Raw genomic sequence first — 19,527 nt, 5'->3', positions numbered from 1 at the left:
ATGAGCACCGCAACAGCACCGGCTCCCGCCCGGACCTTCGGAACGCCGAAGGTCGAGAAGAAGGGCAACATCTTCGTGCGGTGGATCACCTCCACCGACCACAAGATCATCGGGTACATGTACCTGATCGCCTCGTTCGTGTTCTTCTGCGTCGCAGGAGTCATGGCCCTCATCATCCGCGCCCAGCTCTTCGAGCCCGGCCTGGAGATCCTGCAGACGAAGGAACAGTACAACCAGCTGTTCACGATGCACGGCACGATCATGCTGCTCATGTTCGCGACGCCGCTGTTCGCGGGCTTCGCCAACGTGATCATGCCGCTCCAGATCGGTGCCCCCGACGTGGCATTCCCGCGTCTGAACGCCTTCGCGTTCTGGCTCTTCCTGTTCGGCAGCCTCATCGCGGTCGGTGGCTTCCTCACCCCGCAGGGCGCGGCCTCGTTCGGCTGGACTGCGTATCAACCGCTCTCCACCACGACGTTCAGCCCGGGCCTCGGCGGCAACCTCTGGATGTTCGGCCTCGGCATGAGCGGTTTCGGAACCATCCTCGGTGGCGTGAACTTCATCACGACGATCATCACCATGCGCGCTCCCGGAATGACCATGTTCCGCATGCCGATCTTCACGTGGAACACCCTCGTGACGTCGCTGCTCGTGCTCATGGCGTTCCCGGTGCTCGCCGCCGCGATCCTCGCCGCCGGCGCCGACCGCGTGTTCGGTGCTCACATCTACGACCCCGCCAATGGTGGAGTCATGCTGTGGCAGCACCTCTTCTGGTTCTTCGGTCACCCCGAGGTCTACATCATCGCCCTGCCGTTCTTCGGCATCGTGTCGGAGATCCTGCCCGTGTTCAGCCGCAAGCCGATCTTCGGCTACAAGACGCTGATCTACGCGACCATCGCGATCGCGGCCCTCTCGGTCACGGTCTGGGCTCACCACATGTACGTGACGGGCTCGGTGCTCCTGCCCTGGTTCGCACTCATGACGATGCTCATCGCGGTGCCGACAGGCGTGAAGATCTTCAACTGGATCGGCACCATGTGGCGCGGATCCGTGACGTTCGAGACGCCCATGCTCTGGACCCTCGGCTTCCTCATCACCTTCGTCTTCGGCGGCCTCACGGGAGTCATCCTCTCCAGCCCTCCGCTCGACTTCCACGTGTCGGACACGTACTTCGTCGTGGCCCACTTCCACTACGTCGTCTTCGGAACAGTCGTGTTCGCCATGTTCGCCGGGTTCTACTTCTGGTGGCCCAAGTGGACCGGCAAGATGCTCAACGAGCGCCTCGGCAAGATCCACTTCTGGATCCTCTTCATCGGCTTCCACACGACCTTCCTCGTGCAGCACTGGCTCGGAGTCGTCGGCATGCCGCGTCGCTACGCGACCTACCTACCCGATGACGGGTTCACCTGGATGAACCAGCTCTCCTCTGTCGGATCCGCGATCCTCGCGCTGTCGATGGTGCCGTTCTTCCTGAACGTCTACATCACGGCCCGCCGCGCTCCCCGCGTGACGGTGAACGACCCGTGGGGCTACGGCGGATCGCTCGAGTGGGCGACGTCGTGCCCGCCGCCGCGGCACAACTTCACCTCGATCCCGCGCATCCGTTCCGAGCGCCCGGCGTTCGACCTCAATCACCCTGAGGCCGGCCTGCCGATCGGAATCGGGCCTGCGAAGGATGCTCCCGATGCCCCCACGTACGACGCCACGAAGGACGAGGTCAAGTAGATGAGAGTCAACGCCGTCCTCCTCTGGGTCCTGTCGGTCTTCTTCCTCCTCTCGGCAGCCGTGTACGGTTTCTGGACCTGGCTCGACTCCGGTGACGACCAGCGGATCGAGGCCGTCGGTACGATCGGCATGTTCCTCTGCGCCGTTCTCGCCGCGTTCATCGCCTTCTACGTCGGCCGCGTCCACAGCGCCCAGGGCGGCGAGCTGCCCGAGGACCGCCTCGATGCCAACATCGACGACGGAGACGCCGAGCTCGGCTTCTTCAGCCCGTGGAGCTGGTGGCCGCTGCTGCTCGGCGCCTCGGTCGCGGTCAGCTTCCTCGGCCTCGCCGTCGGCTTCTGGCTGACGTACTGCGCCGTCGGACTGGTGCTCATCAGTCTCGTGGGCTGGGTCTACGAGTACTACCGCGGACTCTTCGCCCGCTGATCCACTCCGAAGGAAGCGCCCGGCACGTTCTCGTGCCGGGCGCTTCGTCGTTCCCAGGGGTTACTGCGCTGCCACCACGAGCGCAGGGCGCGCAATCCGCCCCGAGAGGCGTCAGTGTCGCCTGAGACGCACGATGTCGACGGATGCCGTCACGCTCTCCGAGCGCCCATCCGAGGCCGCCTCCCGGTGGCGTGCAGCCGGCCCCATCCCCAGGAGGTGCTCGACGGCAGCGCCGTCCAGCTCCATCGCATACGCGACCCTCTCGACACCGATCACGTCGAAGAGGGACGACGCCTCCTCCTGCAGCCGTTCGGCCTTGTCCGCCGGAACGTCGAGAGCTCGCCCGTCGGCGCGCAGCTCGCGCAGGTGCGTGCCCGAGGGCACCACGACGATGAGCCGTCCATCGGTTCGCAGAATGCGGTGGAACTCCGGGAGGTTGCGCGGAGCGAAGACCGTGATGACGGCGTCCGCGCATCCGTCACGCAGAGGCAGCGGACGCCACGTGTCGGCGACGACGCCGTCGCTGCCCGTGGCCCGCACCGTGCGGCGCACGGCCTCGGGGGAGAGGTCGAACCCCAGGGCTCTCGTGTCGCTGTTTCCGGCCGTGCCGAGCACGCCGGCGAGGTAGTACCCGGTTCCGCAGCCGGCGTCGACGATCCGCTCGGCCGCCGATGGCACTGCTGCGGCCAGAGCGTCGCGGATGGGCTCGTAGTGCCCGGCTCCGAGGAAGGCGTCGCGGGCGTCGAGCATGGCCGCGTCATCGCCGGTCATGCGGTCGTTCGCCGCGACCAGGTTCACGTAGCCGCGCTTGTTCGCGTCGAACGCATGGCCGTTCTCGCAGCGCAGGGTCAGGGGAGCGGCATCCGTCAGCGGAGAACCGCAGTGCGGGCAGCGCAGCCACTCCGCGAGACTCGCCAGGGTCATGAGTGGTCGCCCATCGTCTCTTCACCCGAGGTACGCCGGAAATGGCGAGGCGCCGATGACGGTGATGTCATCGGCGCCTCCCAGCGGTTCGAGTCGAACGCTCTAGTGAGCGCTCTTCTCGTCGAGCTCGTGGTGGGTGTCGTGGTGGCCGTGGGCCGCCTCCAGCTCGGTCTTCGTGACCGGCGAGATGCGATCCTCGAAGAACCAGCGGGAGAACCCGGCGCGCAGGCGCTGACCCACCGTGATGCGGCCCTGCGAGTTCGGACGGATCATCAGCGGCTCGTAGTCGGTGTAGCTGACCAGACGCCAGCGCTCGTAGTCCGTGAGCGGCTCGTGCACCTCGATGAACTCGCCACCCGGGAGCTTCACGATGCGACCGGTCTCGAAGCCGTGGAGCACGAGCTCGCGGTCCTTCTTCTGCAGCGCCAGGCACACGCGCTTCGTGACGAAGTAGGCGATGAACGGACCGACGATGACCACGAACTGGAGGGAGTGGATGACGCCCTCCATCGTGAGCTTGAAGTGGGTCGCGATGATGTCCGAGCTCGCCGCCGCCCAGAGGCCGGCGTAGAACGTGACACCGGCAGCGCCGATGGCCGTGCGGGTCGGAACGTTGCGCGGACGGTCGAGCACGTGGTGCTCCCGCTTGTCGCCGGTGACCCACGCCTCGATGAAGGGGTAGATCATGGCGAGCACGATGAACAGTCCGAGAGCGGCCAGCGGGATCAGGATGTTGAACGACCAGGTGCGGTCGAGCCACACGAACTCGAGTCCCGGCGGGATCAGGCGCAGGGCGCCGTCGGCGAACCCGATGTACCAGTCGGGCTGCGTTCCAGCCGACACGGGGGAGGGGTCGTACGGACCGTAGTTCCAGATCGGGTTGATCGTGAAGAACGAGGCGATCAGCATGATGATGCCGAAGACGATGAAGAAGAATCCACCGGCCTTCGCCGCGTAGACCGGAAGCACGGGCTGACCGACGGCGTTCATGTTGGTGCGCCCGGGGCCGGGGTACTGGGTGTGCTTGTGCACGACCAGGAACAGCAGGTGCAAGGCGATGAGCGCGACGATGATGGCAGGCAGCAGGAGGATGTGCAGCGTGTACAGACGCCCCACGATCACCTCACCGGGGAACTCGCCGCCGAACAGCAGGAACGAGATCCAGGTGCCGACGATCGGAATGCCCTTGACCATGCCGTCGATGATGCGGAGGCCGTTGCCCGAGAGCAGGTCGTCGGGGAGGGAGTAACCGGTGAAGCCCTCGGCCATGGCCAGGATGAACAGCACGAAGCCGATGACCCAGTTGAGCTCGCGCGGCTTGCGGAACGCACCCGTGAAGAAGATGCGCATCATGTGCAGGCCGATCGATGCCACGAACAGCAGCGCAGCCCAGTGGTGCACCTGACGCATCAGGAGGCCACCGCGGATGTCGAACGAGATGTCGAGCGTCGATGCCATGGCCGTCGACATCTCGATGCCCTTGAGGGGCACGTACGAGCCGTCGTAGATGACCGGGGTCATCGCAGCCTGGAAGAAGAAGGTCAGGAACGATCCTGAGATGAGGATGACGACGAAGCTGTAGAGAGCGACCTCGCCGAGGAGGAACGACCAGTGATCGGGGAAGATCTTCCGGCCGAGCTCCTTGACCATCGTCGAGACGCTGGTGCGCTCGTCGATGTAGTTGGCGGCGGCGGCGGTGAAGCCGCCCTTCTTCTCGACGGCGGTAGACGTCGTCGGGGGTGCCTCAGGTGTAGTGGCGGTACTCACGAACGCTCCCAGAAGCTCGGTCCGACTGGTTCAAGGAAGTCGCTCTGAGCGATGAGGTAGCCCTCGGAATCCACGGCGATGGGCAGCTGGGGGAGCGGCCGCTTGGCCGGCCCGAAGATGACCTCGCAGTGGTTCGACACATCGAACTGCGACTGGTGGCACGGGCAGAGGAGGTGGTGCGTCTGCTGCTCGTACAGGGCAACGGGGCATCCGACGTGCGTGCAGATCTTGGAGTACGCGACGATGCCGTCGTACGACCAGTCAGCCCGCTCGGGGAGCTCGTTGAGGTCCTCGGGACGGAGTCGCATGAGGAGAACGGCCGCCTTGGCCTTCTCCTCGAGCTTGCCGTGCTCGAGGTCGTTCAGGTCTTCGGGGATCACGTGGAACGCGCTGCCCAACGTGACGTCGGTCGCCTTGATGGCGACACCGCTCGGGTCGAGCGCGAGACGCGTGCCCTTCTTCCACATGGTGTGGGAGAGCAGCTCGACGGGGTTCTCGTCCTGCGGTGCGAGACCGCGGAACAGGACGACGGCGGGCAGCGGGAACACGATGAGTGCACCGATGAGGGAGTTGCGGATGAGCGTGCGACGCCCGAATCCGGACTCCTTGTTCGCCACGTCGAAGATCTCGACGGCGGCGGCGCGGGTCTCATCGCTTCCCCGGGTCAGGTGACGGATGTCGACACCCTCGTCGTCGACCATCAGGGCCTTGCCCCAGTGCACGGCACCGAAGCCGATGGCGAGGAGGGCGAGGGTGAGGCCGACTCCGATGAACAGCGTGTTGAGACGGACGTCTCCGACGTTGTTCGACTCGATCGGGAACAGCATGTAGGCCGCGATGGCCCAGATGCTGCCGACGATGGAGAGGTAGAAGAGCGTGTAGACCGTGCGCTCGGCGTGCTTCTCCTTCTTCGGATCCAGGTCGGTCACGCGCTTGCGGTGCGGGACCAGTCCGGGGTCGGTGAAGGCGTCACGCGAGACCACGGCCGTGCCGGGGTGTGCCTCGTCGTGATGGTCGGCGACCGACGAATCGGCGACGGTGAGATCCTTACCGTCGTTATCGTCCTGTGCCATGGTTCTCCTTTTCGCGCTGGGTCATTGCCGTGCTTGCTGCGGTCAGTTCGACTTCGCCGTGATCCAGACGGTCAGGGCGACGATGGCGCCGAGACCGAAGATCCAGATGAAGAGTCCCTCGGCGACGGGGCCGAGTGAACCGAGTTCGAAACCGCCGGGTGAGCGGTTGTCCTGCACGTACTGGAGGTAGGTGATGATGTCGCGCTTGTCTTCAGGCGAGATGTTCAGGTCATTGAAGACAGGCATGTTTTGGGGGCCCGTGACCATGGCCTCGTAGATGTGCACACCCGTGACAGTGTCGAGGGCGGGTGCGAACTTGCCCTCGGTGAGGGCTCCACCGGCACCGGCCACGTTGTGGCACATGGCGCAGTTGATGCGGAACAGCTCGGCGCCGTTCGATGCGTCGCCACCGCCGTTGGTGAGGTGGTCCTCGGGGATCGACGGGCCGGGGCCGAGAGACGCCACGTAGTTGGCCAGCGCCTTGACCTGCTCGTCGGTGAACTGCACGGGCTTCTCTTCAGCCTGCGGTCCGTTCATCTGCATCGGCATGCGGCCGGTGCCGACCTGGAAGTCGACGGCTGCGGCTCCCACGCCGATGAGGCTCGGGCCGCTGTCGGTTCCAGCAGCACCCATGCCGTGGCAGGTGGCGCAGTTGGCCTGGAAGAGCTTCTCGCCCTCCTCGATCGTCGACTGGGCCGCGATCTGGGTCTCAGCGGACGCCGTACTGGTGTTCACGGCGGCGTAGGCGCCACCGGTGACGCCGAGGCCGATCGCGATCAGGGCGACAGTGGCGAGCGGATGCCGCCGGCCTGTCTTGCGGCGGCTGGCGCCTGCGGTTTTCTTGTTCTCTCGCATGGGGACGGTGTTCGCTCCTGATTCCTATTTGAGAACGTAGATGACCAGGAAGAGCCCGATCCAGACGACGTCGACGAAGTGCCAGTAGTAGGACACGACGATGGCGCTGGTGGCCTCCTTGTGTCCGAAGTTCTTGACCGCGAAGACGCGGCCGATGACGAGAAGGAAGGCGATGAGTCCACCGGTGACGTGCAGGGCGTGGAAGCCCGTCGTCAGGTAGAAGGCCGAGCCGTACGCGTCGGAGGACAGCGTGACGTGCTCGCTGACGAGGGTGGCGTACTCCCAGACCTGGCCGGCGACGAAGATGGCGCCGAAGGCATAGGTGAGGAAGAACCACTCGACCATGCCCCACTGGGTGGGCTTCCAGCCGGTGCGCCTGGGCTGCATCCGCTCGGCCGCGAACACACCGAACTGGCACCAGAAACTGGAGATGACCAGGATGATCGTGTTGATCGTCGCGAAGGGGACGTTCAGCTTCTCGGTCGAAGCAGCCCACAGATCGGGGCTGGTGGACCGCAGGGTGAAGTAGATCGCGAACAGGCCGGCGAAGAACATGACTTCGCTTCCGAGCCAGACGATCGTGCCGACCGCTACGGAGTTCGGCCGATTGATGGCTGGCGTGGTTGCCCGCGAAGTTAGAACTGTGCTCGTCACGCTTTCCATTATGGCCGAATCCGGAGGGGGTTTTGCCCATTCGGCGGGGTCAGTCGCGTGGATATCGAGGTTAGGACAGCCTAAGGAACCCGGGGAAGACCTGAGAATCCGCGGTGAAAGGCTGGGAGCCATAGGGTGGATTCCATGCTCGAATCCCAGACGTGGCCGAACGTTCTCGCCTCCCTCCTCCGTGGAGAGGACCTCAGCGTCTCCGATGCCTCCTGGTGCATGCAGGAGATCATGACCGGAGAGGCGACGGATGCTCAGATCGCCGGCTTCCTCGTCGCCCTGGCGGCCAAGGGCGAGACCGTCGATGAGATCGTCGGATTCCGCGACGCCATCCTCGACAACGCCGTGTCATTGCCGGTGCCGTCCATGGCCCTCGACATCGTCGGAACCGGGGGAGACCGCTTCGGCACGGTCAACGTCTCGACGATGTCGGCGATCATCGCCGCGGCATCCGGCGTTCCCGTGGTCAAGCACGGAAACAGGGCGGCGAGCAGCGCGTCGGGTTCCTCGGACGTGCTGGCCGCCCTCGGGCTCGACCTCACTCTGCCGGCCGAGCGTGTGGCCGCGATCCTGGCCGAGACCGGCATCACCTTCGCTTTCGCGTCGGCCTTCCACCCGGGCTTCCGCCACGCGGGACCCGTGCGCGCAGGCCTCGGCATCCCGACCGTCTTCAACTACCTCGGCCCGCTGTGCAATCCTGCGCGTGCTGAGGCGAACGCCGTCGGGGTCGCCAGCCTCGAGCGGGTGCCGCTGTTCGTCGGCGTCTACCAGACCCGTGGTGCCACGGCCCTGGTGTTCCGGGGCGACGACGGCCTCGATGAACTGACCACGACGGGGCACAGTCACGTGTGGGAGGTGTCCCGCGGTCTGGTGACAGAGCACGACATCGACCCGCGCGACCTCGGTCTGCCCCGCGCGAAGATGGCCGACCTGGTGGGCGGGGATGCAGCGCACAATGCGCGCGTCGTCCGTTCCCTGCTCGCGGGGGAGTCCGGCCCCGTGCGCGACATCGTCCTCCTCAACGCCGCCGCTGGCCTGGTCGCCTACGACCTGGCCAACAACGCGGCCCTCGTGCAGACCAGCATCCTGGAGCGGTTCGCCGCGAAGATGGCGATCGCCGCAGAGACGATCGACAGCGGAGCCGCGGCCGCGAAGCTCGAGGAATGGATCGAGGCGTCCCGTCGCTGACGGAACGCCTCGATCTGGTCTCGCTTGAGGGCTAGCCCTGCTCGACGTCCTCGTCGACCCAGTCGAAGGTCTTCGTGACGGCCTTCTTCCAGAGGCGGATCTGACGGTCGCGCTCGGCGTCGTCCATCTTGGGCTCCCAGCGGCTGTCCTCCTGCCAGTTCTTGCGCAGGTCGTCGAGGTCGCTCCAGAACCCGACGGCGAGGCCGGCGGCGTACGCGGCGCCGAGCGCCGTCGTCTCGGCGACGACGGGACGCACGACGGGCACCCCGAGGATGTCGGCCTGGAACTGCATCAGGGTGTTGTTGGCGATCATGCCGCCGTCGACCTTGAGCTCCACCAGGTCGACACCGGCATCGGCGTTGACGGCCTCGAGCACCTCGCGCGTCTGGAAGGCCGTGGCCTCCAGAGCAGCGCGCGCGATGTGGCCCTTATTGACATAGCGGGTGAGGCCCACGAGGGCTCCGCGGGCGTCCGAACGCCAGTACGGGGCGAACAGGCCGGAGAACGCCGGAACGAAGTAGGCGCCGCCGTTGTCGTCGACGGTCTTCGCGAGGTCCTCGATCTCGGGTGCACTCGAGATGATGCCGAGGTTGTCGCGCAGCCACTGCACGAGCGAGCCGGTCACGGCGATCGATCCCTCGAGCGCGTAGTGCGGCTTGTTGTCGCCGATCTGGTACCCGAGAGTCGTGAGCAGTCCGTTCTTGGAGTGCACGATCTCCTCACCGGTGTTGAAGATCAGGAAGTTGCCTGTTCCATAGGTGTTCTTCGACTCGCCGGTGTCGAAGGCGGCCTGCCCGAAGGTGGCCGCCTGCTGGTCACCGAGGATGCCGGCGATGGGCGTCTCGCGCAGCAGGCTGTGCGAGTCGGCCTCACCGAACACGCCGGACGAGGGCAGGATCTTCGGCAGCATCGACTTCGGGACGTCGAAGGCGGCGAGGATGTCCTCGTCCCAGGCGAGAGTCTCCAGGTCCATGAAGAGCGTGCGGCTGGCGTTCGTGACGTCGGTCGCGTGAACGCCGCCGTCGGTTCCACCCGTGAGGTTCCAGAGCACCCAGCAGTCCGTCGTTCCAAACAGCAGGTCGCCTGCCTCGGCCTTCTCGCGGGCTCCGTCGACGTTCTCGAGGATCCAGACGATCTTGGTGCCGGAGAAGTAGGTCGCGAGGGGGAGTCCGACCTTCTGCTTGAAGCGCTCGACTCCGCCGTCCTTGGCGAGCCGGTCGACGATCGCCTGCGTACGCGTGTCCTGCCAGACGATGGCGTTGTAGACCGGCTCGCCCGTGTTCTTGTCCCAGACGACAGCGGTCTCGCGCTGGTTCGTGATGCCGATGGAGGCGATGTCGTGACGGGTCAGATTCGCCTTGCTGAGCGCCTGGCCGATGACCTCACGGACGTTGTTCCAGATCTCCTTGGGGTCGTGCTCGACCCAGCCCGCCTTGGGGAAGATCTGCTCGTGCTCGAGCTGTCCGGTCGAGACGATGGATCCCGACTTGTCGAAGACGATGGCTCGGGAACTCGTGGTTCCCTGATCGATGGCGATGACGTAGTCAGCCATGGTGTACCTCTTTCATTCTGATAGTGCTGGATCGACGTGCGAACTGCATGCGTGCGGCGGACGGCCGCGGAGGCCGCCCACCGCACGACACGTCAAGTGAGGATGGGGAGCAGGAACAGCGCCGACCATCCGGCGAGCAGACCGCCGATGACCGGTCCCACGACCGGAACCCACGAGTACGACCAGTCGCTGCCACCCTTGCCCTTGATCGGAAGCAGGAAGTGCACGATGCGCGGGCCGAGGTCACGGGCAGGGTTGATCGCGTAGCCCGTCGGGCCACCGAGCGAGGCGCCGATCGCGATCACGAGGATCGCCACGGGAAGCGCGCCGAGGGCCGCAAGGCCGCCTTCACCCTGTCGACCGCCACCGAAGGCGATGACGACGAAGACGAGAACGAACGTGCCGATGATCTCGGTGACGAGGTTCCAGCCGTAGCTGCGGATGGCGGGACCGGTGGAGAACACTCCGAGCTTGTTCCCGGGATCGGGCTCCTCGTCGAAGTGCTGCTTGTACGCCAGCCAGACGATGGCGGCACCGATGATGGCGCCGAGGAACTCCGCAGCGATGTAGGTGATGACGGAGACGGGATTGACCGGAACTCCTGATCCGAACTCCGTCGCGCCGTTGGCGACGAGCCCGAGCGTGACGGCCGGGTTCAGGTGCGCACCGGAGTTGTACGCGACGATCACTCCGGAGAAGACCGCGAAGCCCCATCCGATGTTGACCATGAGGAAGCCGCCGTTGAAGCCCTTGTTCTTGATGAGGGCGACGTTTGCGACGACGCCGCAACCGAGGAGAACCAGCATCGCCGTTCCGACGACCTCCGAGAGAAATACGACACCGAGATTGTCCACTTGTGACCTTCCTTCGTCTGGCGCGCATCTTTGCGCGCTCGACATCACCCTATTGCCGTACCTCTTCCGGGGGAATGACGCGCGCGCATTTGTTCACCAGCCCCTTACCCGTCCAGCCCTCGCAGGGCTAAGTTGAGCAGGGGATACCCGTGCGTCAGAGTCGATGCGCACAAACGTGCAGTGCGGCAGGCGCCTCTCGGAAGGAATTTCGTGAAGAAGCTCATCAACGATCCGAAGAACGTCGTCAACGAGTCCCTCGCCGGATTCGCTGCAGCGCACAGCGATCTCGTGCGCGCGGAGTACGACCCCAACTACGTGGTCAGGGCGGACGCGCCGACGGCCGGCAAGGTCGCGATCATCAGCGGCGGCGGCAGCGGACACGAACCCCTGCACGCGGGCTTCGTCGGCTACGGAATGCTCGACGGCGCCGTACCCGGTGCCGTGTTCACCTCTCCGACGCCGGACCCGATCCTCGCGGCGACCCAGGCCGTCGACGGGGGAGCCGGGGTGCTCCACATCGTCAAGAACTACACGGGCGACGTACTGAACTTCGAGACGGCGGCCGATCTCGCCGCCGCCGAGGGCATCGAGGTGCGTGCCGTGGTGACCAACGACGATGTGGCCGTCAAGGATTCCCTCTACACGGCAGGACGACGCGGGGTCGCCGGCACCGTGCTCGTCGAGAAGATCGCGGGAGCAGCGGCACAGCGCGGAGACGACCTCGACGCCGTCACGGCCATCGCCGAGAAGGTCAACGCCCAGGTGCGCTCCATGGGCGTGGCCCTGAGCCCCTGCATCGTGCCGCACGCCGGTGAGCCCAGCTTCACGCTGGCCGAGGACGAGATCGAGATCGGCATCGGCATCCATGGCGAGCCCGGTCGCGAGCGGATCAAGCTGGAACCCGCCGATGCGATCGTCGAGAGGATCCTCGGGCCGATCGTCGAGGACATCCCGTTCGCGTCCGGCGACAAGGTGCTGCTGCTCGTCAACGGCATGGGCGGTACACCGCTCGTGGAGCTCTTCATCGTCTACCGCCACGCTGCCGAGGTTCTGGCGGCGCAGGGCATCGAGGTGACACGATCGCTGGTGGGCAACTACACGACGGCACTCGAGATGCAGGGCTTCTCGCTGTCGGTGCTGAAGCTCGACGACGAACTGACCGAACTGTGGGACGCCCCCGTGCAGACAGCTGCGCTTCGCTGGGGCCGATAGGAGACACGCGATGGCGCTGGGCCTCAGCTGGACACTCGACTGGATCCGCCGCTCAGGCGCCGTCATAGCCGACAAGCGCGTCGAGCTCATCACGCTCGATCGCGCCATCGGCGATGGCGACCACGGAGAGAACATGGACCGCGGCTTCCAGGCCGTGGTGCCGAAGCTCGCCATGCTGGATGACGACGCGACACCCGGGGATGCCCTCAAGCTCGTTGCCACGACATTGATCTCCACCGTCGGGGGAGCGGCCGGCCCGTTGTTCGGCACCGCCTACCTGAAGGCGGCGATCGCCGTCGGCTCAGCTCCGGAGCTCGACGGGGCCGCCGTCGTCGCCCTGCTGACGGCTGCGCGCGATGGCATCGTGCTCCGGGGAAAGGCTGAGGTCGGAGACAAGACGATGATCGACGCGTGGACGCCGGCCGTCGATGCCGCCGTCGCAGCCGAGGCATCCGGAGCCTCCGAGGCCGAGATCCTCGCTGCCGCAGCCGAAGCCGCAGCGGCCGGCGCTGTCGCCACGGAGCCGTTGGTGGCGCACAAGGGGCGCGCGAGCTACCTCGGCGAACGGGCGATCGGACACCGTGACCCGGGCGCCCAGTCGACCGCCTACCTGCTGCAGGCCGCAGCCGATGCCGCACAGGCGGCCTGACGTGGGGGAGACCGCTCCGCTCGTCGGGCTCGTGATCGTGTCGCACAGCGCGAAGATCGCCGAGGGCGTCGTCGACCTCGCCGGGCAGATGGCGCCGGACACCGTCATCGTGGCAGCCGGCGGAACCGACGACGGCCGGATCGGCACCAGCTTCGAACTCATCTCCGCTGCGATCGGTCAGGCTGACGCCGGCGTCGGCGCGGTGATCCTGTGCGACCTCGGCTCGGCGATCCTCACCGCGGAGACCGCGCTCGACTTCCTCGACGACGACGCGCGCAGCCGGGTCGGCATCGCGGACGCCCCCATCGTCGAGGGCGCTGTCGCGGCGGCGGTGGCTGCGCAGACCGGGGGAGACCTGGCTGCCGTGCTGGCGGCCGCTGCGAGCGCGAACGGCGGGGCGGCATCCGGAGCATCGGACTCGACTGAGGCACCGACCGCGGACCTCGACGGAGGCGACTACACCCGAACGCTCGAACTCGTGAACAAGGACGGCCTGCATGCCAGGCCGGCCGCCGAGCTCGTCAAGCTCGCCGCGACCTTCGACAGCGCGATCACCGTCAACGGCACCAACGCGCGGAGCCTCCTCGGCATCATGTCTCTCGGGCTCACCCAGGGCGCCACGGTCTCGATCTCCGCACCTGACACGGTAGACGGCCGCTCGGCGGTCGACGGTGTGGCAGATCTCGTGGCCTCGGGCTTCGGCGAGGCCTGAGGCCGCCGAATCCGCCCAGTCAGCAACCCCTCGGACGGGGGTACCATGATCGCCATGGTCAAGGAAGACGCACGACGCAAGGAGAACGGCTACGCGCATTTCTTCGAGTGGGTCGACAGCAAGCTGTCACCGGCCTTCGGAGAGAGCGCACCGGTTGCATACGGGGATGCCGAGAGACCTGCGGCCCAGTCCGAGTGCCCGATCTGCGGTCACGTGATGGCAGAGCATCAGATCGAACGGTCGACGTTGAACACCGTCGTCGAGTGCCCGACGGGGGAGAGGCTGCCCCTGAAGCCCGACAACGAGCCGTTGGACGAGTTCGGGATGCCCGCGTCGGCCGAGCGCCGGGAGAAGGTCGCCCGCCGGCACTGAGCCGCTCATTCATCGAGCCGCTGAGCTGCTGAGCCGTCGGGCCCCACTCGACCCCGCGAGTCAGTTGCCGCCCGCGACGCGGATGTTCGCGCCCGAGATGTACGACGCGTCAGGTCCGAGCAGGAAGGCGACGGCGCCGGCGACCTCGTCGGGCTCGCCGGCCCGACGCATGGGAATGCGCGGGGCGCGCTCGGCGGGCGCGTTCGGTCGGCCTGCGCTCGCGTGGATCTCGGTGTGCGTGGTGCCGGGGGAGACGGTGTTGATGCGCACACCGTAGGGTCCGAACTCCTTGGCCAGGCCGAGGGTCATGGCGTCGAGGGCGGCCTTGCTCATCGCGTAGGGGATGTAGGTCTCCGGTGCGCCCGTCGTGGCGGCCCCGGAGGAGATGTTCACGATCGCACCACCAGCGCCGCCACGATTGACCGCCATGTGGGCGATGGCCTGCTGCGACATGATGATCGGCGCCAGGTCGTTCACGGCGAAGACCCCACGAGACTCCTCGGGGTCGAGTTCGAGGAATCCGCCGATGCGCCCGGTGATGCCGGCGTTGTTCACGAGGCCGGTGAAGGAGCCGAAGTGCTCGAGCACTGCGGGAATCACGGATGCAGCCTGCTCGGCGTCGCCGAGATCGCAGGGGAGCACCAGCACGTCGGCACCGGCAGCACGCAGGGACTCGGCGACGGCCTCGGCATCCGCGCCCCGTTCCCGGTAGGTGATGGCCAGATCGTGACCGGCGGCGACCAGGCGTTCGGAGATGGCTCGGCCGATGCCGCGACCCCCGCCCGTGATGATGGTGACGGGGCGACGGGTCTCGTTCTCGGTGCTCATTCCTCCACCCTAGGACTGTCTCAGCACCCGGATCGCGCGGTTAGGCTGGCCCGGATGAACACTCTGCTCGCCGTACTGCTGCTCGTCAACGCCGTCTTCAACGTCGTCGTCTGGCCCGCGTTCCTGCGCCGGATCGTCGCCGATCCGCGGGCGCGTGACGCAGAGGGCCGGCGCACGAGGTTCTTCACGGTGCACGTGGTGCTCATCAGCTCGGCACTGGTGATCGCAGCGGCGTCGGCTGCCGCGGGCATCGCGGCCCTCATCATCGGCTGACTCGGCGCGCCCGGCCTGCGCGAGAGATGGTCAGAGACCCGCGCCTGTGTTCTTCGACGCGGCAGCAGTGAGCGCTGCCGCCAGCGCCGCGCTGTGCTGGGAGTCACCCGCCGACACGTCATCGGCGGACGGTGGCAGCCGGCGACGCCGCCGGTCGCGGATCGCGACGACAGCGCCGAGCAGGACCACTGCACCGACCCCGATGACCAGGAACAGCACCAGTTCCATGACGACCCCCTCTGTACTCGGATGCTAGCAACCGGTCGCTGCCCTCAGTCGAACTCAGCGGCTTCGATGATGAACTTCTTCTCGATCTCGACGAAGAACGCCGCTGCCAGGCGCTCGAACTGATCCACGGTGAGATGGATCTCCTCACCGAAGGCGATACGCGTCACGCTCGTCTCGGGGTCGAGCGTGAGCTCGGTGCTCGGCTGCAGCACGCCGCCGTGATTGATGATCGAGTCGACGAGCATCTCGACCTCGTTGAGGGCGTTGCCATCGGTGCCCGTCACCAGGTGCAGGCGGTGCACGAAGGGGCGGTCGAGCGCGAGCAGCATCGTGGTGAAGAAGCCGGGGGAGAAGACCTCGAGGGCGGCGAGCCCCGCCGGATCATCGAGTGTGCCCGCGAGCACCTCGTAGGCGGCCAGTTGGCCGACGACCTCGGATCGGGCATGCTCCAGTTCGTCGTAGGTGTACTCCTTGCGACCGAGCATCGGCGCTTCCTTTCATCACGTCGGGTCGCGCACCTCATGGCGACCCGTCTGGCCAGTGTGTCAGGAGCGCGGGCTCGACGTCACCTCCCTGCGGACGGCATCAGCCCTGCCGGCGCCGCCGGATCCGGATCGGTCCCTTCGCCGTCGACGGGTCGACGACCTGCCCGCCCTGGGTGATCTCGACCTCACCTGCGGCGACCAGCCGGCGGGCGGCACGTCTGACGGGATCCATGAGGGCGCGCCACTCGGATTCTTCAGAGGACACGGCGCGTGCGACATCCGACGGACAGATCGTCGCCGACGCCGCGCGCGCGTCCAGCATCGTCGTGATGCGTTCCTCGAGATCGCGGTCGGGGAGAGTCATGTTGCCAGTTTCGTCCCTTCCGCGGACGCATGGGGGTATTGCACAACCGTGATTGGATATTACTTGTCATAATGTGCATTATCGGACACATACCAGGAGTGGCGGGAAGATCGGCCCGCGGCCGGCAGAACCGCCAGAACTCAGCTGACGGCTTTCTTCACGAGCGCCGTGATGGCCTTCTCCGATGCTGCCGTCAGTGACGTGATGGCGAACGACGTCGGCCACATGGTGCCGTCGTCGAGGCGGGCCGAATCATTGAACCCGAGCGTCGTGTACCGCGTCTTGAACTTCGACGGGTTCTGGAAGAAGCAGACGATGGCGCCGTCCTTCGCGTAGGCCGGCTGCCCGTACCAGAGCCTCGGGTCGAGCTCCGGTGCCGCGGCCGTCACGACGGCGTGAAGACGTTCCGCAACGACGCGTTCCTCGTCGGGCATCTCGGCGATCGCCTCCAGGACAGCCTTAGTGGCCTCCTCGCGGTTCGCCGAAGCCTTGAGCTCCTTGGCTCGCTCACGCATGGCTGCACGCTCCTCGGACGTGAAACCCGACTTCGTGCTCTTCGATGCTGACTTGGCTGCTTCAGCCATGACGACTCCTTTTCTGAACGTTTCCTGTGAACGACACTAGCCCGCGACTGAGGAGAAGCCTTCTCGGAATCTGCTCGATCGACGACGCTCAGGCACCCACGTACGCCGCGAGGTGCTCCCCGGTGAGTGTGGATGCAGCCTCGACCAGGGCTGCAGGTGATCCCTCGAAGACCACGCGGCCACCGTCATGGCCAGCGCCGGGTCCGAGGTCGATGATCCAATCGGCGTGGGCCATGACGGCCTGGTGATGCTCGACGACGATGACCGACTTGCCCGAGTCGACGAGGCGGTCGAGCAGGCCGAGCAGGTGTTCGACATCGGCGAGGTGCAGGCCGCTGGTCGGTTCGTCGAGCACGTAGATGTCGCCCTTCTCCCCCATGTGGGTCGCGAGCTTCAGGCGCTGGCGCTCACCGCCCGAGAGGGTCGGGAGCGGCTGCCCGAGACGCAGGTAGCCCAATCCGACGTCGACGAGGCGCGCGAGGATCGTGTGTGCTGCCGGGGTGCGCGCCTCCCCCGAACCGAAGAACTCCTCGGCTTCGCTCACCGACATCGCCAGCACCTCGCTGATGTCACGGCCGCCCAGGTGGTACTCCAGCACGGAGGCGTCGAACCGCTTGCCGCCGCAGACCTCGCAGGGAGTCGAGACGCCGGCCATGATGCCGAGGTCCGTGTAGATGACGCCGGCTCCGTTGCAGTTCGGGCAGGCGCCCTCGGAGTTGGCGCTGAACAGCGCCGGCTTCACACCGTTGGCCTTCGCGAACGCCTTGCGGATCGGCTCGAGCAGCCCGGTGTAGGTCGCGGGATTGCTGCGGCGCGAACCGCGGATGGCCGTCTGGTCGATCGACACGACTCCGGAGCCCGCCGGGATGGATCCGTGGATCAGTGAGCTCTTCCCCGAGCCGGCCACGCCTGTGACGACGACGAGCACGCCGAGCGGGATGTCGACATCGACGTCTCGCAGGTTGTGAGCTGTGGCGCCACGGATCTCGAGAGCACCGCTGGGCTCGCGCACGGAGGCCTTCACGGCCACCCTGTCGTCGAGGTGGCGTCCGGTGAGAGTGTCGCTGGCCCGCAGCTCGGCGATGGTCCCCTCGAAGGTGATGGTGCCGCCGGCGGTTCCCGCCCGCGGTCCGAGGTCGACGGCGTGGTCGGCGATGGCGATCATCTCGGGCTTGTGCTCGACGACGAGCACGGTGTTCCCCTTGTCGCGTAGGCGGAGCAGCAGCTCGTTCATGCGCTGGATGTCGTGCGGATGCAGCCCGATGGTCGGTTCGTCGAAGACGTAGGTGACATCGGTGAGTGCCGAGCCGAGGTGACGGATCAACTTGACGCGCTGTGACTCTCCCCCAGAGAGGGTGCCCGATGAGCGATCGAGCGAGAGATACCCCAGGCCGATCTCGACGAAGGAGTCGAGGGTCTGGCTCAGGGTTGTCAGCAACGGCGTGACCGAGGGCTCGTCGAGACCGCCGACCCACTCGGCCAGGTCGCTGATCTGCATGGCGCACGCATCGGCGATGCTGATGCCGCCGATCTTCGAGGATCGCGCTCCGGCACTGAGTCGGGTGCCTTCGCAGTCGGGACAGGCCGTGAACGTGACGGCCCTGTCGACGAAGGCCCTGATGTGCGGCTGCATCGCCTCCTTGTCCTTCGAGAGCAGGGACTTCTGGATCTTCGAGACCAGGCCCTCGTAGGTCATGTTGATGTTCTGGAACTTGACCTTGGTCGGCTCCTTGTACAGGAAGTCGTTCAGTTCGGTCTCGGTGTAGTCGCGGATCGGCTTCGCCGGGTCGAGGAAGCCCGACTCGCTGAAGATGCGCACCATCCAGCCGTCGACCGTATAGCCGGGAATGGTGAGAGCGCCCTCCGCGAGGGACTTGGAGTCGTCGTAGAGCTCGGAGAGATCGATGTCGGTGACGGAACCCATGCCCTCGCAGCGCGGGCACATGCCGCCGGTGAAGGAGAAGTCGTCGCTGATGGAGGCCCCGGACCCCTTGTCGATGGTGGCCGAGCGGGAGCCCTGCACGGAGGCGATGTTGAAGGAGAACGCCTGCGGCGATCCGATGTGGGGTTGACCGAGGCGGCTGAACAGGATGCGGAGCATCGCGTTGGCGTCGGTGACCGTGCCGACCGTCGAACGCGGGTTGGCGCCGAGTCGCTCCTGGTCGACGAGGATCGCCGTGGTGAGCCCTTCAAGCACGTCCACCTCGGGCCTGGCCATCGTCGGCATGAAGCCCTGCACGAACGTGCTGTAGGTCTCGTTGATCATCCGCTGCGACTCTGCAGCGATCGTGCCGAACACCAGGGAGCTCTTGCCGGAACCCGAGACCCCCGTGAACACCGTCAGCCGGCGCTTCGGGATGTCGACGCTGATGTCCTTGAGGTTGTTCACGCGGGCACCCTGTACCCGGATCCTGTCGTGGACGTCGGCCGGATGCCGGTCTGTCGACTGAGCGTCTGTGGTCATGGTGTCTCCATCTGTCGGGGCGGGCGACGTCGCCGATCAGATTACCGGTGACGGACGACGCTCCCCCGGCGCGTCGGCGTCGACCGGGCCGGCCCCACGGGTAGCCAAGCTGCTCGACGTACCCCGCCCGAGAGGCGCTTCTGGTCGCCACTCCCCCGACGACCGCACCGGATCGCGGAACTGAGAGCGCTCTCACGCCGACCGACCTCGGCTGGCCTCCACGCTGTACCCCGAACGGAAGCGAAGCGAATACGCGCGCACCCCTCGACCGGGTGACATCCGTCCCCCTAGGATCGGACTCGGCGGGGGCTGATTCGGGATCCCGCGAT

General features: G+C 66.5%; 21 protein-coding genes. 8 read left to right on the top strand and 13 right to left on the bottom strand.

Going from position 1 to position 19,527, the window contains the following annotated elements:
* Together ctaD and E4M00_RS06610 are read left to right on the top strand one after the other, a co-directional pair.
* Entirely contained in the window at window positions 1-1,725 is a 1,725-nt protein-coding gene (gene ctaD, locus E4M00_RS06615) for an aa3-type cytochrome oxidase subunit I (RefSeq protein ID WP_135119638.1), read from the top strand.
* Window positions 1,726-2,151 carry a cytochrome c oxidase subunit 4 gene (locus E4M00_RS06610; RefSeq protein WP_135119637.1) on the top strand — a complete coding sequence of 142 codons (426 nt, stop codon included), beginning with the start codon at window positions 1,726-1,728 and terminating at the stop codon, window positions 2,149-2,151. It begins immediately after the preceding gene.
* A 111-nt stretch (window positions 2,152-2,262) separates the two neighbouring features.
* Here the strand turns inward: E4M00_RS06610 and E4M00_RS06605 are convergent, their stop codons facing one another.
* The 5 genes from E4M00_RS06605 to ctaE all read right to left on the bottom strand — a co-directional run bounded on the left by E4M00_RS06605 (window position 2,263) and on the right by ctaE (window position 7,433).
* Window positions 2,263-3,075: a putative RNA methyltransferase gene (locus E4M00_RS06605; RefSeq protein ID WP_135119636.1), complete on the bottom strand. Its 813-nt coding sequence runs from the start codon at window positions 3,073-3,075 to the stop codon at window positions 2,263-2,265.
* Between the two features lie 102 nt (window positions 3,076-3,177).
* The gene (gene qcrB, locus E4M00_RS06600; protein WP_135119635.1) at window positions 3,178-4,842 is read right to left on the bottom strand and encodes a cytochrome bc1 complex cytochrome b subunit; all 1,665 of its coding nucleotides are present in this window, start codon (window positions 4,840-4,842) and stop codon (window positions 3,178-3,180) included.
* Window positions 4,839-5,915 (bottom strand): cytochrome bc1 complex Rieske iron-sulfur subunit, encoded by a 1,077-nt coding sequence (gene qcrA, locus E4M00_RS06595; RefSeq protein ID WP_056162746.1) that lies wholly within the window; start codon window positions 5,913-5,915, stop codon window positions 4,839-4,841. The genes qcrB and qcrA overlap by 4 nt, the downstream gene beginning before the upstream one ends.
* Before the next feature lie 42 nt (window positions 5,916-5,957).
* A complete protein-coding gene (qcrC, locus tag E4M00_RS06590) occupies window positions 5,958-6,770 on the bottom strand; it encodes a cytochrome bc1 complex diheme cytochrome c subunit (protein ID WP_135119634.1) in 813 nt (270 codons plus the stop codon).
* Between the two features lie 24 nt (window positions 6,771-6,794).
* Window positions 6,795-7,433: an aa3-type cytochrome oxidase subunit III gene (gene ctaE, locus E4M00_RS06585; protein WP_135119633.1), complete on the bottom strand. Its 639-nt coding sequence runs from the start codon at window positions 7,431-7,433 to the stop codon at window positions 6,795-6,797.
* 135 nt (window positions 7,434-7,568) lie between these two features.
* Here ctaE and trpD point away from each other — a divergent pair, with 135 nt between their 5' ends.
* On the top strand, window positions 7,569-8,621 hold the full coding sequence (trpD, locus tag E4M00_RS06580; protein WP_135119632.1) for an anthranilate phosphoribosyltransferase: 1,053 nt from the start codon (window positions 7,569-7,571) through the stop codon (window positions 8,619-8,621).
* A gap of 31 nt (window positions 8,622-8,652) precedes the next feature.
* On the opposite strand, the gene glpK is transcribed toward trpD, so the two are convergent.
* Window positions 8,653-10,173 (bottom strand): glycerol kinase GlpK, encoded by a 1,521-nt coding sequence (gene glpK, locus E4M00_RS06575; protein WP_135119631.1) that lies wholly within the window; start codon window positions 10,171-10,173, stop codon window positions 8,653-8,655.
* Window positions 10,174-10,265: 92 nt separating this feature from the next.
* Window positions 10,266-11,072 carry an MIP/aquaporin family protein gene (locus tag E4M00_RS06570; RefSeq protein ID WP_135119630.1) on the bottom strand — a complete coding sequence of 269 codons (807 nt, stop codon included), beginning with the start codon at window positions 11,070-11,072 and terminating at the stop codon, window positions 10,266-10,268.
* A gap of 165 nt (window positions 11,073-11,237) precedes the next feature.
* On the opposite strand from E4M00_RS06570, the gene dhaK reads away from it, so the two are divergent.
* From dhaK to E4M00_RS06550, 4 genes are read left to right on the top strand one after another with little or no spacing between them, the layout of a single operon-like run.
* Window positions 11,238-12,239, top strand: coding sequence for a dihydroxyacetone kinase subunit DhaK (gene dhaK / locus E4M00_RS06565; RefSeq protein WP_135119629.1), 1,002 nt, complete (start codon window positions 11,238-11,240; stop codon window positions 12,237-12,239).
* Between the two features lie 10 nt (window positions 12,240-12,249).
* The gene (dhaL, locus tag E4M00_RS17955) at window positions 12,250-12,888 is read left to right on the top strand and encodes a dihydroxyacetone kinase subunit DhaL (RefSeq protein ID WP_135119628.1); all 639 of its coding nucleotides are present in this window, start codon (window positions 12,250-12,252) and stop codon (window positions 12,886-12,888) included.
* 1 nt (window position 12,889) lies between these two features.
* Window positions 12,890-13,600, top strand: coding sequence for a dihydroxyacetone kinase phosphoryl donor subunit DhaM (dhaM, locus tag E4M00_RS06555; RefSeq protein ID WP_240036889.1), 711 nt, complete (start codon window positions 12,890-12,892; stop codon window positions 13,598-13,600).
* 54 nt (window positions 13,601-13,654) lie between these two features.
* Window positions 13,655-13,972, top strand: coding sequence for a hypothetical protein (locus E4M00_RS06550; protein ID WP_135119626.1), 318 nt, complete (start codon window positions 13,655-13,657; stop codon window positions 13,970-13,972).
* 60 nt (window positions 13,973-14,032) lie between these two features.
* Here E4M00_RS06550 and E4M00_RS06545 read toward each other — a convergent pair whose 3' ends face one another.
* Window positions 14,033-14,800, bottom strand: coding sequence for an SDR family NAD(P)-dependent oxidoreductase (locus E4M00_RS06545; RefSeq protein WP_135119625.1), 768 nt, complete (start codon window positions 14,798-14,800; stop codon window positions 14,033-14,035).
* Window positions 14,801-14,854: 54 nt separating this feature from the next.
* Here E4M00_RS06545 and E4M00_RS06540 point away from each other — a divergent pair, with 54 nt between their 5' ends.
* Window positions 14,855-15,073 carry an SCO4848 family membrane protein gene (locus E4M00_RS06540; RefSeq protein ID WP_135119624.1) on the top strand — a complete coding sequence of 73 codons (219 nt, stop codon included), beginning with the start codon at window positions 14,855-14,857 and terminating at the stop codon, window positions 15,071-15,073.
* A gap of 30 nt (window positions 15,074-15,103) precedes the next feature.
* Here E4M00_RS06540 and E4M00_RS06535 read toward each other — a convergent pair whose 3' ends face one another.
* The 5 genes from E4M00_RS06535 to E4M00_RS06515 form a co-directional block, all read right to left on the bottom strand.
* Window positions 15,104-15,301 carry a hypothetical protein gene (locus tag E4M00_RS06535; RefSeq protein WP_135119623.1) on the bottom strand — a complete coding sequence of 66 codons (198 nt, stop codon included), beginning with the start codon at window positions 15,299-15,301 and terminating at the stop codon, window positions 15,104-15,106.
* A 44-nt stretch (window positions 15,302-15,345) separates the two neighbouring features.
* Window positions 15,346-15,786, bottom strand: a complete 441-nt coding sequence (locus tag E4M00_RS06530) for a hypothetical protein (protein WP_135119622.1) — start codon at window positions 15,784-15,786, stop codon at window positions 15,346-15,348.
* 100 nt (window positions 15,787-15,886) lie between these two features.
* Complete coding sequence (locus tag E4M00_RS06525; RefSeq protein WP_135119621.1) at window positions 15,887-16,150, bottom strand: DUF3253 domain-containing protein; 264 nt, start codon at window positions 16,148-16,150, stop codon at window positions 15,887-15,889.
* Window positions 16,151-16,290: 140 nt separating this feature from the next.
* On the bottom strand, window positions 16,291-16,734 hold the full coding sequence (locus E4M00_RS06520; protein ID WP_135119620.1) for an iron chaperone: 444 nt from the start codon (window positions 16,732-16,734) through the stop codon (window positions 16,291-16,293).
* Window positions 16,735-16,822: 88 nt separating this feature from the next.
* Entirely contained in the window at window positions 16,823-19,198 is a 2,376-nt protein-coding gene (locus E4M00_RS06515; protein WP_135119619.1) for an ATP-binding cassette domain-containing protein, read from the bottom strand.
* Between the last annotated feature and the right edge of the window lie 329 nt (window positions 19,199-19,527).

Origin of the sequence: Orlajensenia leifsoniae (genome assembly GCF_004570845.1) — a bacterium.
In the GTDB taxonomy this organism is placed as follows: domain Bacteria; phylum Actinomycetota; class Actinomycetes; order Actinomycetales; family Microbacteriaceae; genus Orlajensenia; species Orlajensenia leifsoniae.
This window is presented reverse-complemented; position numbering and strand designations above follow the sequence as displayed.

Excerpts from the sequence above, each read along its gene's own strand:
- ctaD (WP_135119638.1), top strand. The coding sequence starts at position 1 with ATGAGCACCGCAACAGCACCGGCTCCCGCCCGGACCTTCGGAACGCCG.
- E4M00_RS06610 (WP_135119637.1), top strand. The coding sequence starts at position 1,726 with ATGAGAGTCAACGCCGTCCTCCTCTGGGTCCTGTCGGTCTTCTTCCTC.
- E4M00_RS06605 (WP_135119636.1), bottom strand. The coding sequence starts at position 3,075 with ATGACCCTGGCGAGTCTCGCGGAGTGGCTGCGCTGCCCGCACTGCGGT.
- qcrA (WP_056162746.1), bottom strand. The coding sequence starts at position 5,915 with ATGGCACAGGACGATAACGACGGTAAGGATCTCACCGTCGCCGATTCG.
- qcrC (WP_135119634.1), bottom strand. The coding sequence starts at position 6,770 with ATGCGAGAGAACAAGAAAACCGCAGGCGCCAGCCGCCGCAAGACAGGC.
- ctaE (WP_135119633.1), bottom strand. The coding sequence starts at position 7,433 with ATGGAAAGCGTGACGAGCACAGTTCTAACTTCGCGGGCAACCACGCCA.
- trpD (WP_135119632.1), top strand. The coding sequence starts at position 7,569 with ATGCTCGAATCCCAGACGTGGCCGAACGTTCTCGCCTCCCTCCTCCGT.
- glpK (WP_135119631.1), bottom strand. The coding sequence starts at position 10,173 with ATGGCTGACTACGTCATCGCCATCGATCAGGGAACCACGAGTTCCCGA.
- E4M00_RS06570 (WP_135119630.1), bottom strand. The coding sequence starts at position 11,072 with ATGTCGAGCGCGCAAAGATGCGCGCCAGACGAAGGAAGGTCACAAGTG.
- dhaL (WP_135119628.1), top strand. The coding sequence starts at position 12,250 with ATGGCGCTGGGCCTCAGCTGGACACTCGACTGGATCCGCCGCTCAGGC.
- E4M00_RS06550 (WP_135119626.1), top strand. The coding sequence starts at position 13,655 with ATGGTCAAGGAAGACGCACGACGCAAGGAGAACGGCTACGCGCATTTC.
- E4M00_RS06545 (WP_135119625.1), bottom strand. The coding sequence starts at position 14,800 with ATGAGCACCGAGAACGAGACCCGTCGCCCCGTCACCATCATCACGGGC.
- E4M00_RS06540 (WP_135119624.1), top strand. The coding sequence starts at position 14,855 with ATGAACACTCTGCTCGCCGTACTGCTGCTCGTCAACGCCGTCTTCAAC.
- E4M00_RS06535 (WP_135119623.1), bottom strand. The coding sequence starts at position 15,301 with ATGGAACTGGTGCTGTTCCTGGTCATCGGGGTCGGTGCAGTGGTCCTG.
- E4M00_RS06530 (WP_135119622.1), bottom strand. The coding sequence starts at position 15,786 with ATGCTCGGTCGCAAGGAGTACACCTACGACGAACTGGAGCATGCCCGA.
- E4M00_RS06525 (WP_135119621.1), bottom strand. The coding sequence starts at position 16,150 with ATGACTCTCCCCGACCGCGATCTCGAGGAACGCATCACGACGATGCTG.
- E4M00_RS06520 (WP_135119620.1), bottom strand. The coding sequence starts at position 16,734 with ATGGCTGAAGCAGCCAAGTCAGCATCGAAGAGCACGAAGTCGGGTTTC.
- E4M00_RS06515 (WP_135119619.1), bottom strand. The coding sequence starts at position 19,198 with ATGACCACAGACGCTCAGTCGACAGACCGGCATCCGGCCGACGTCCAC.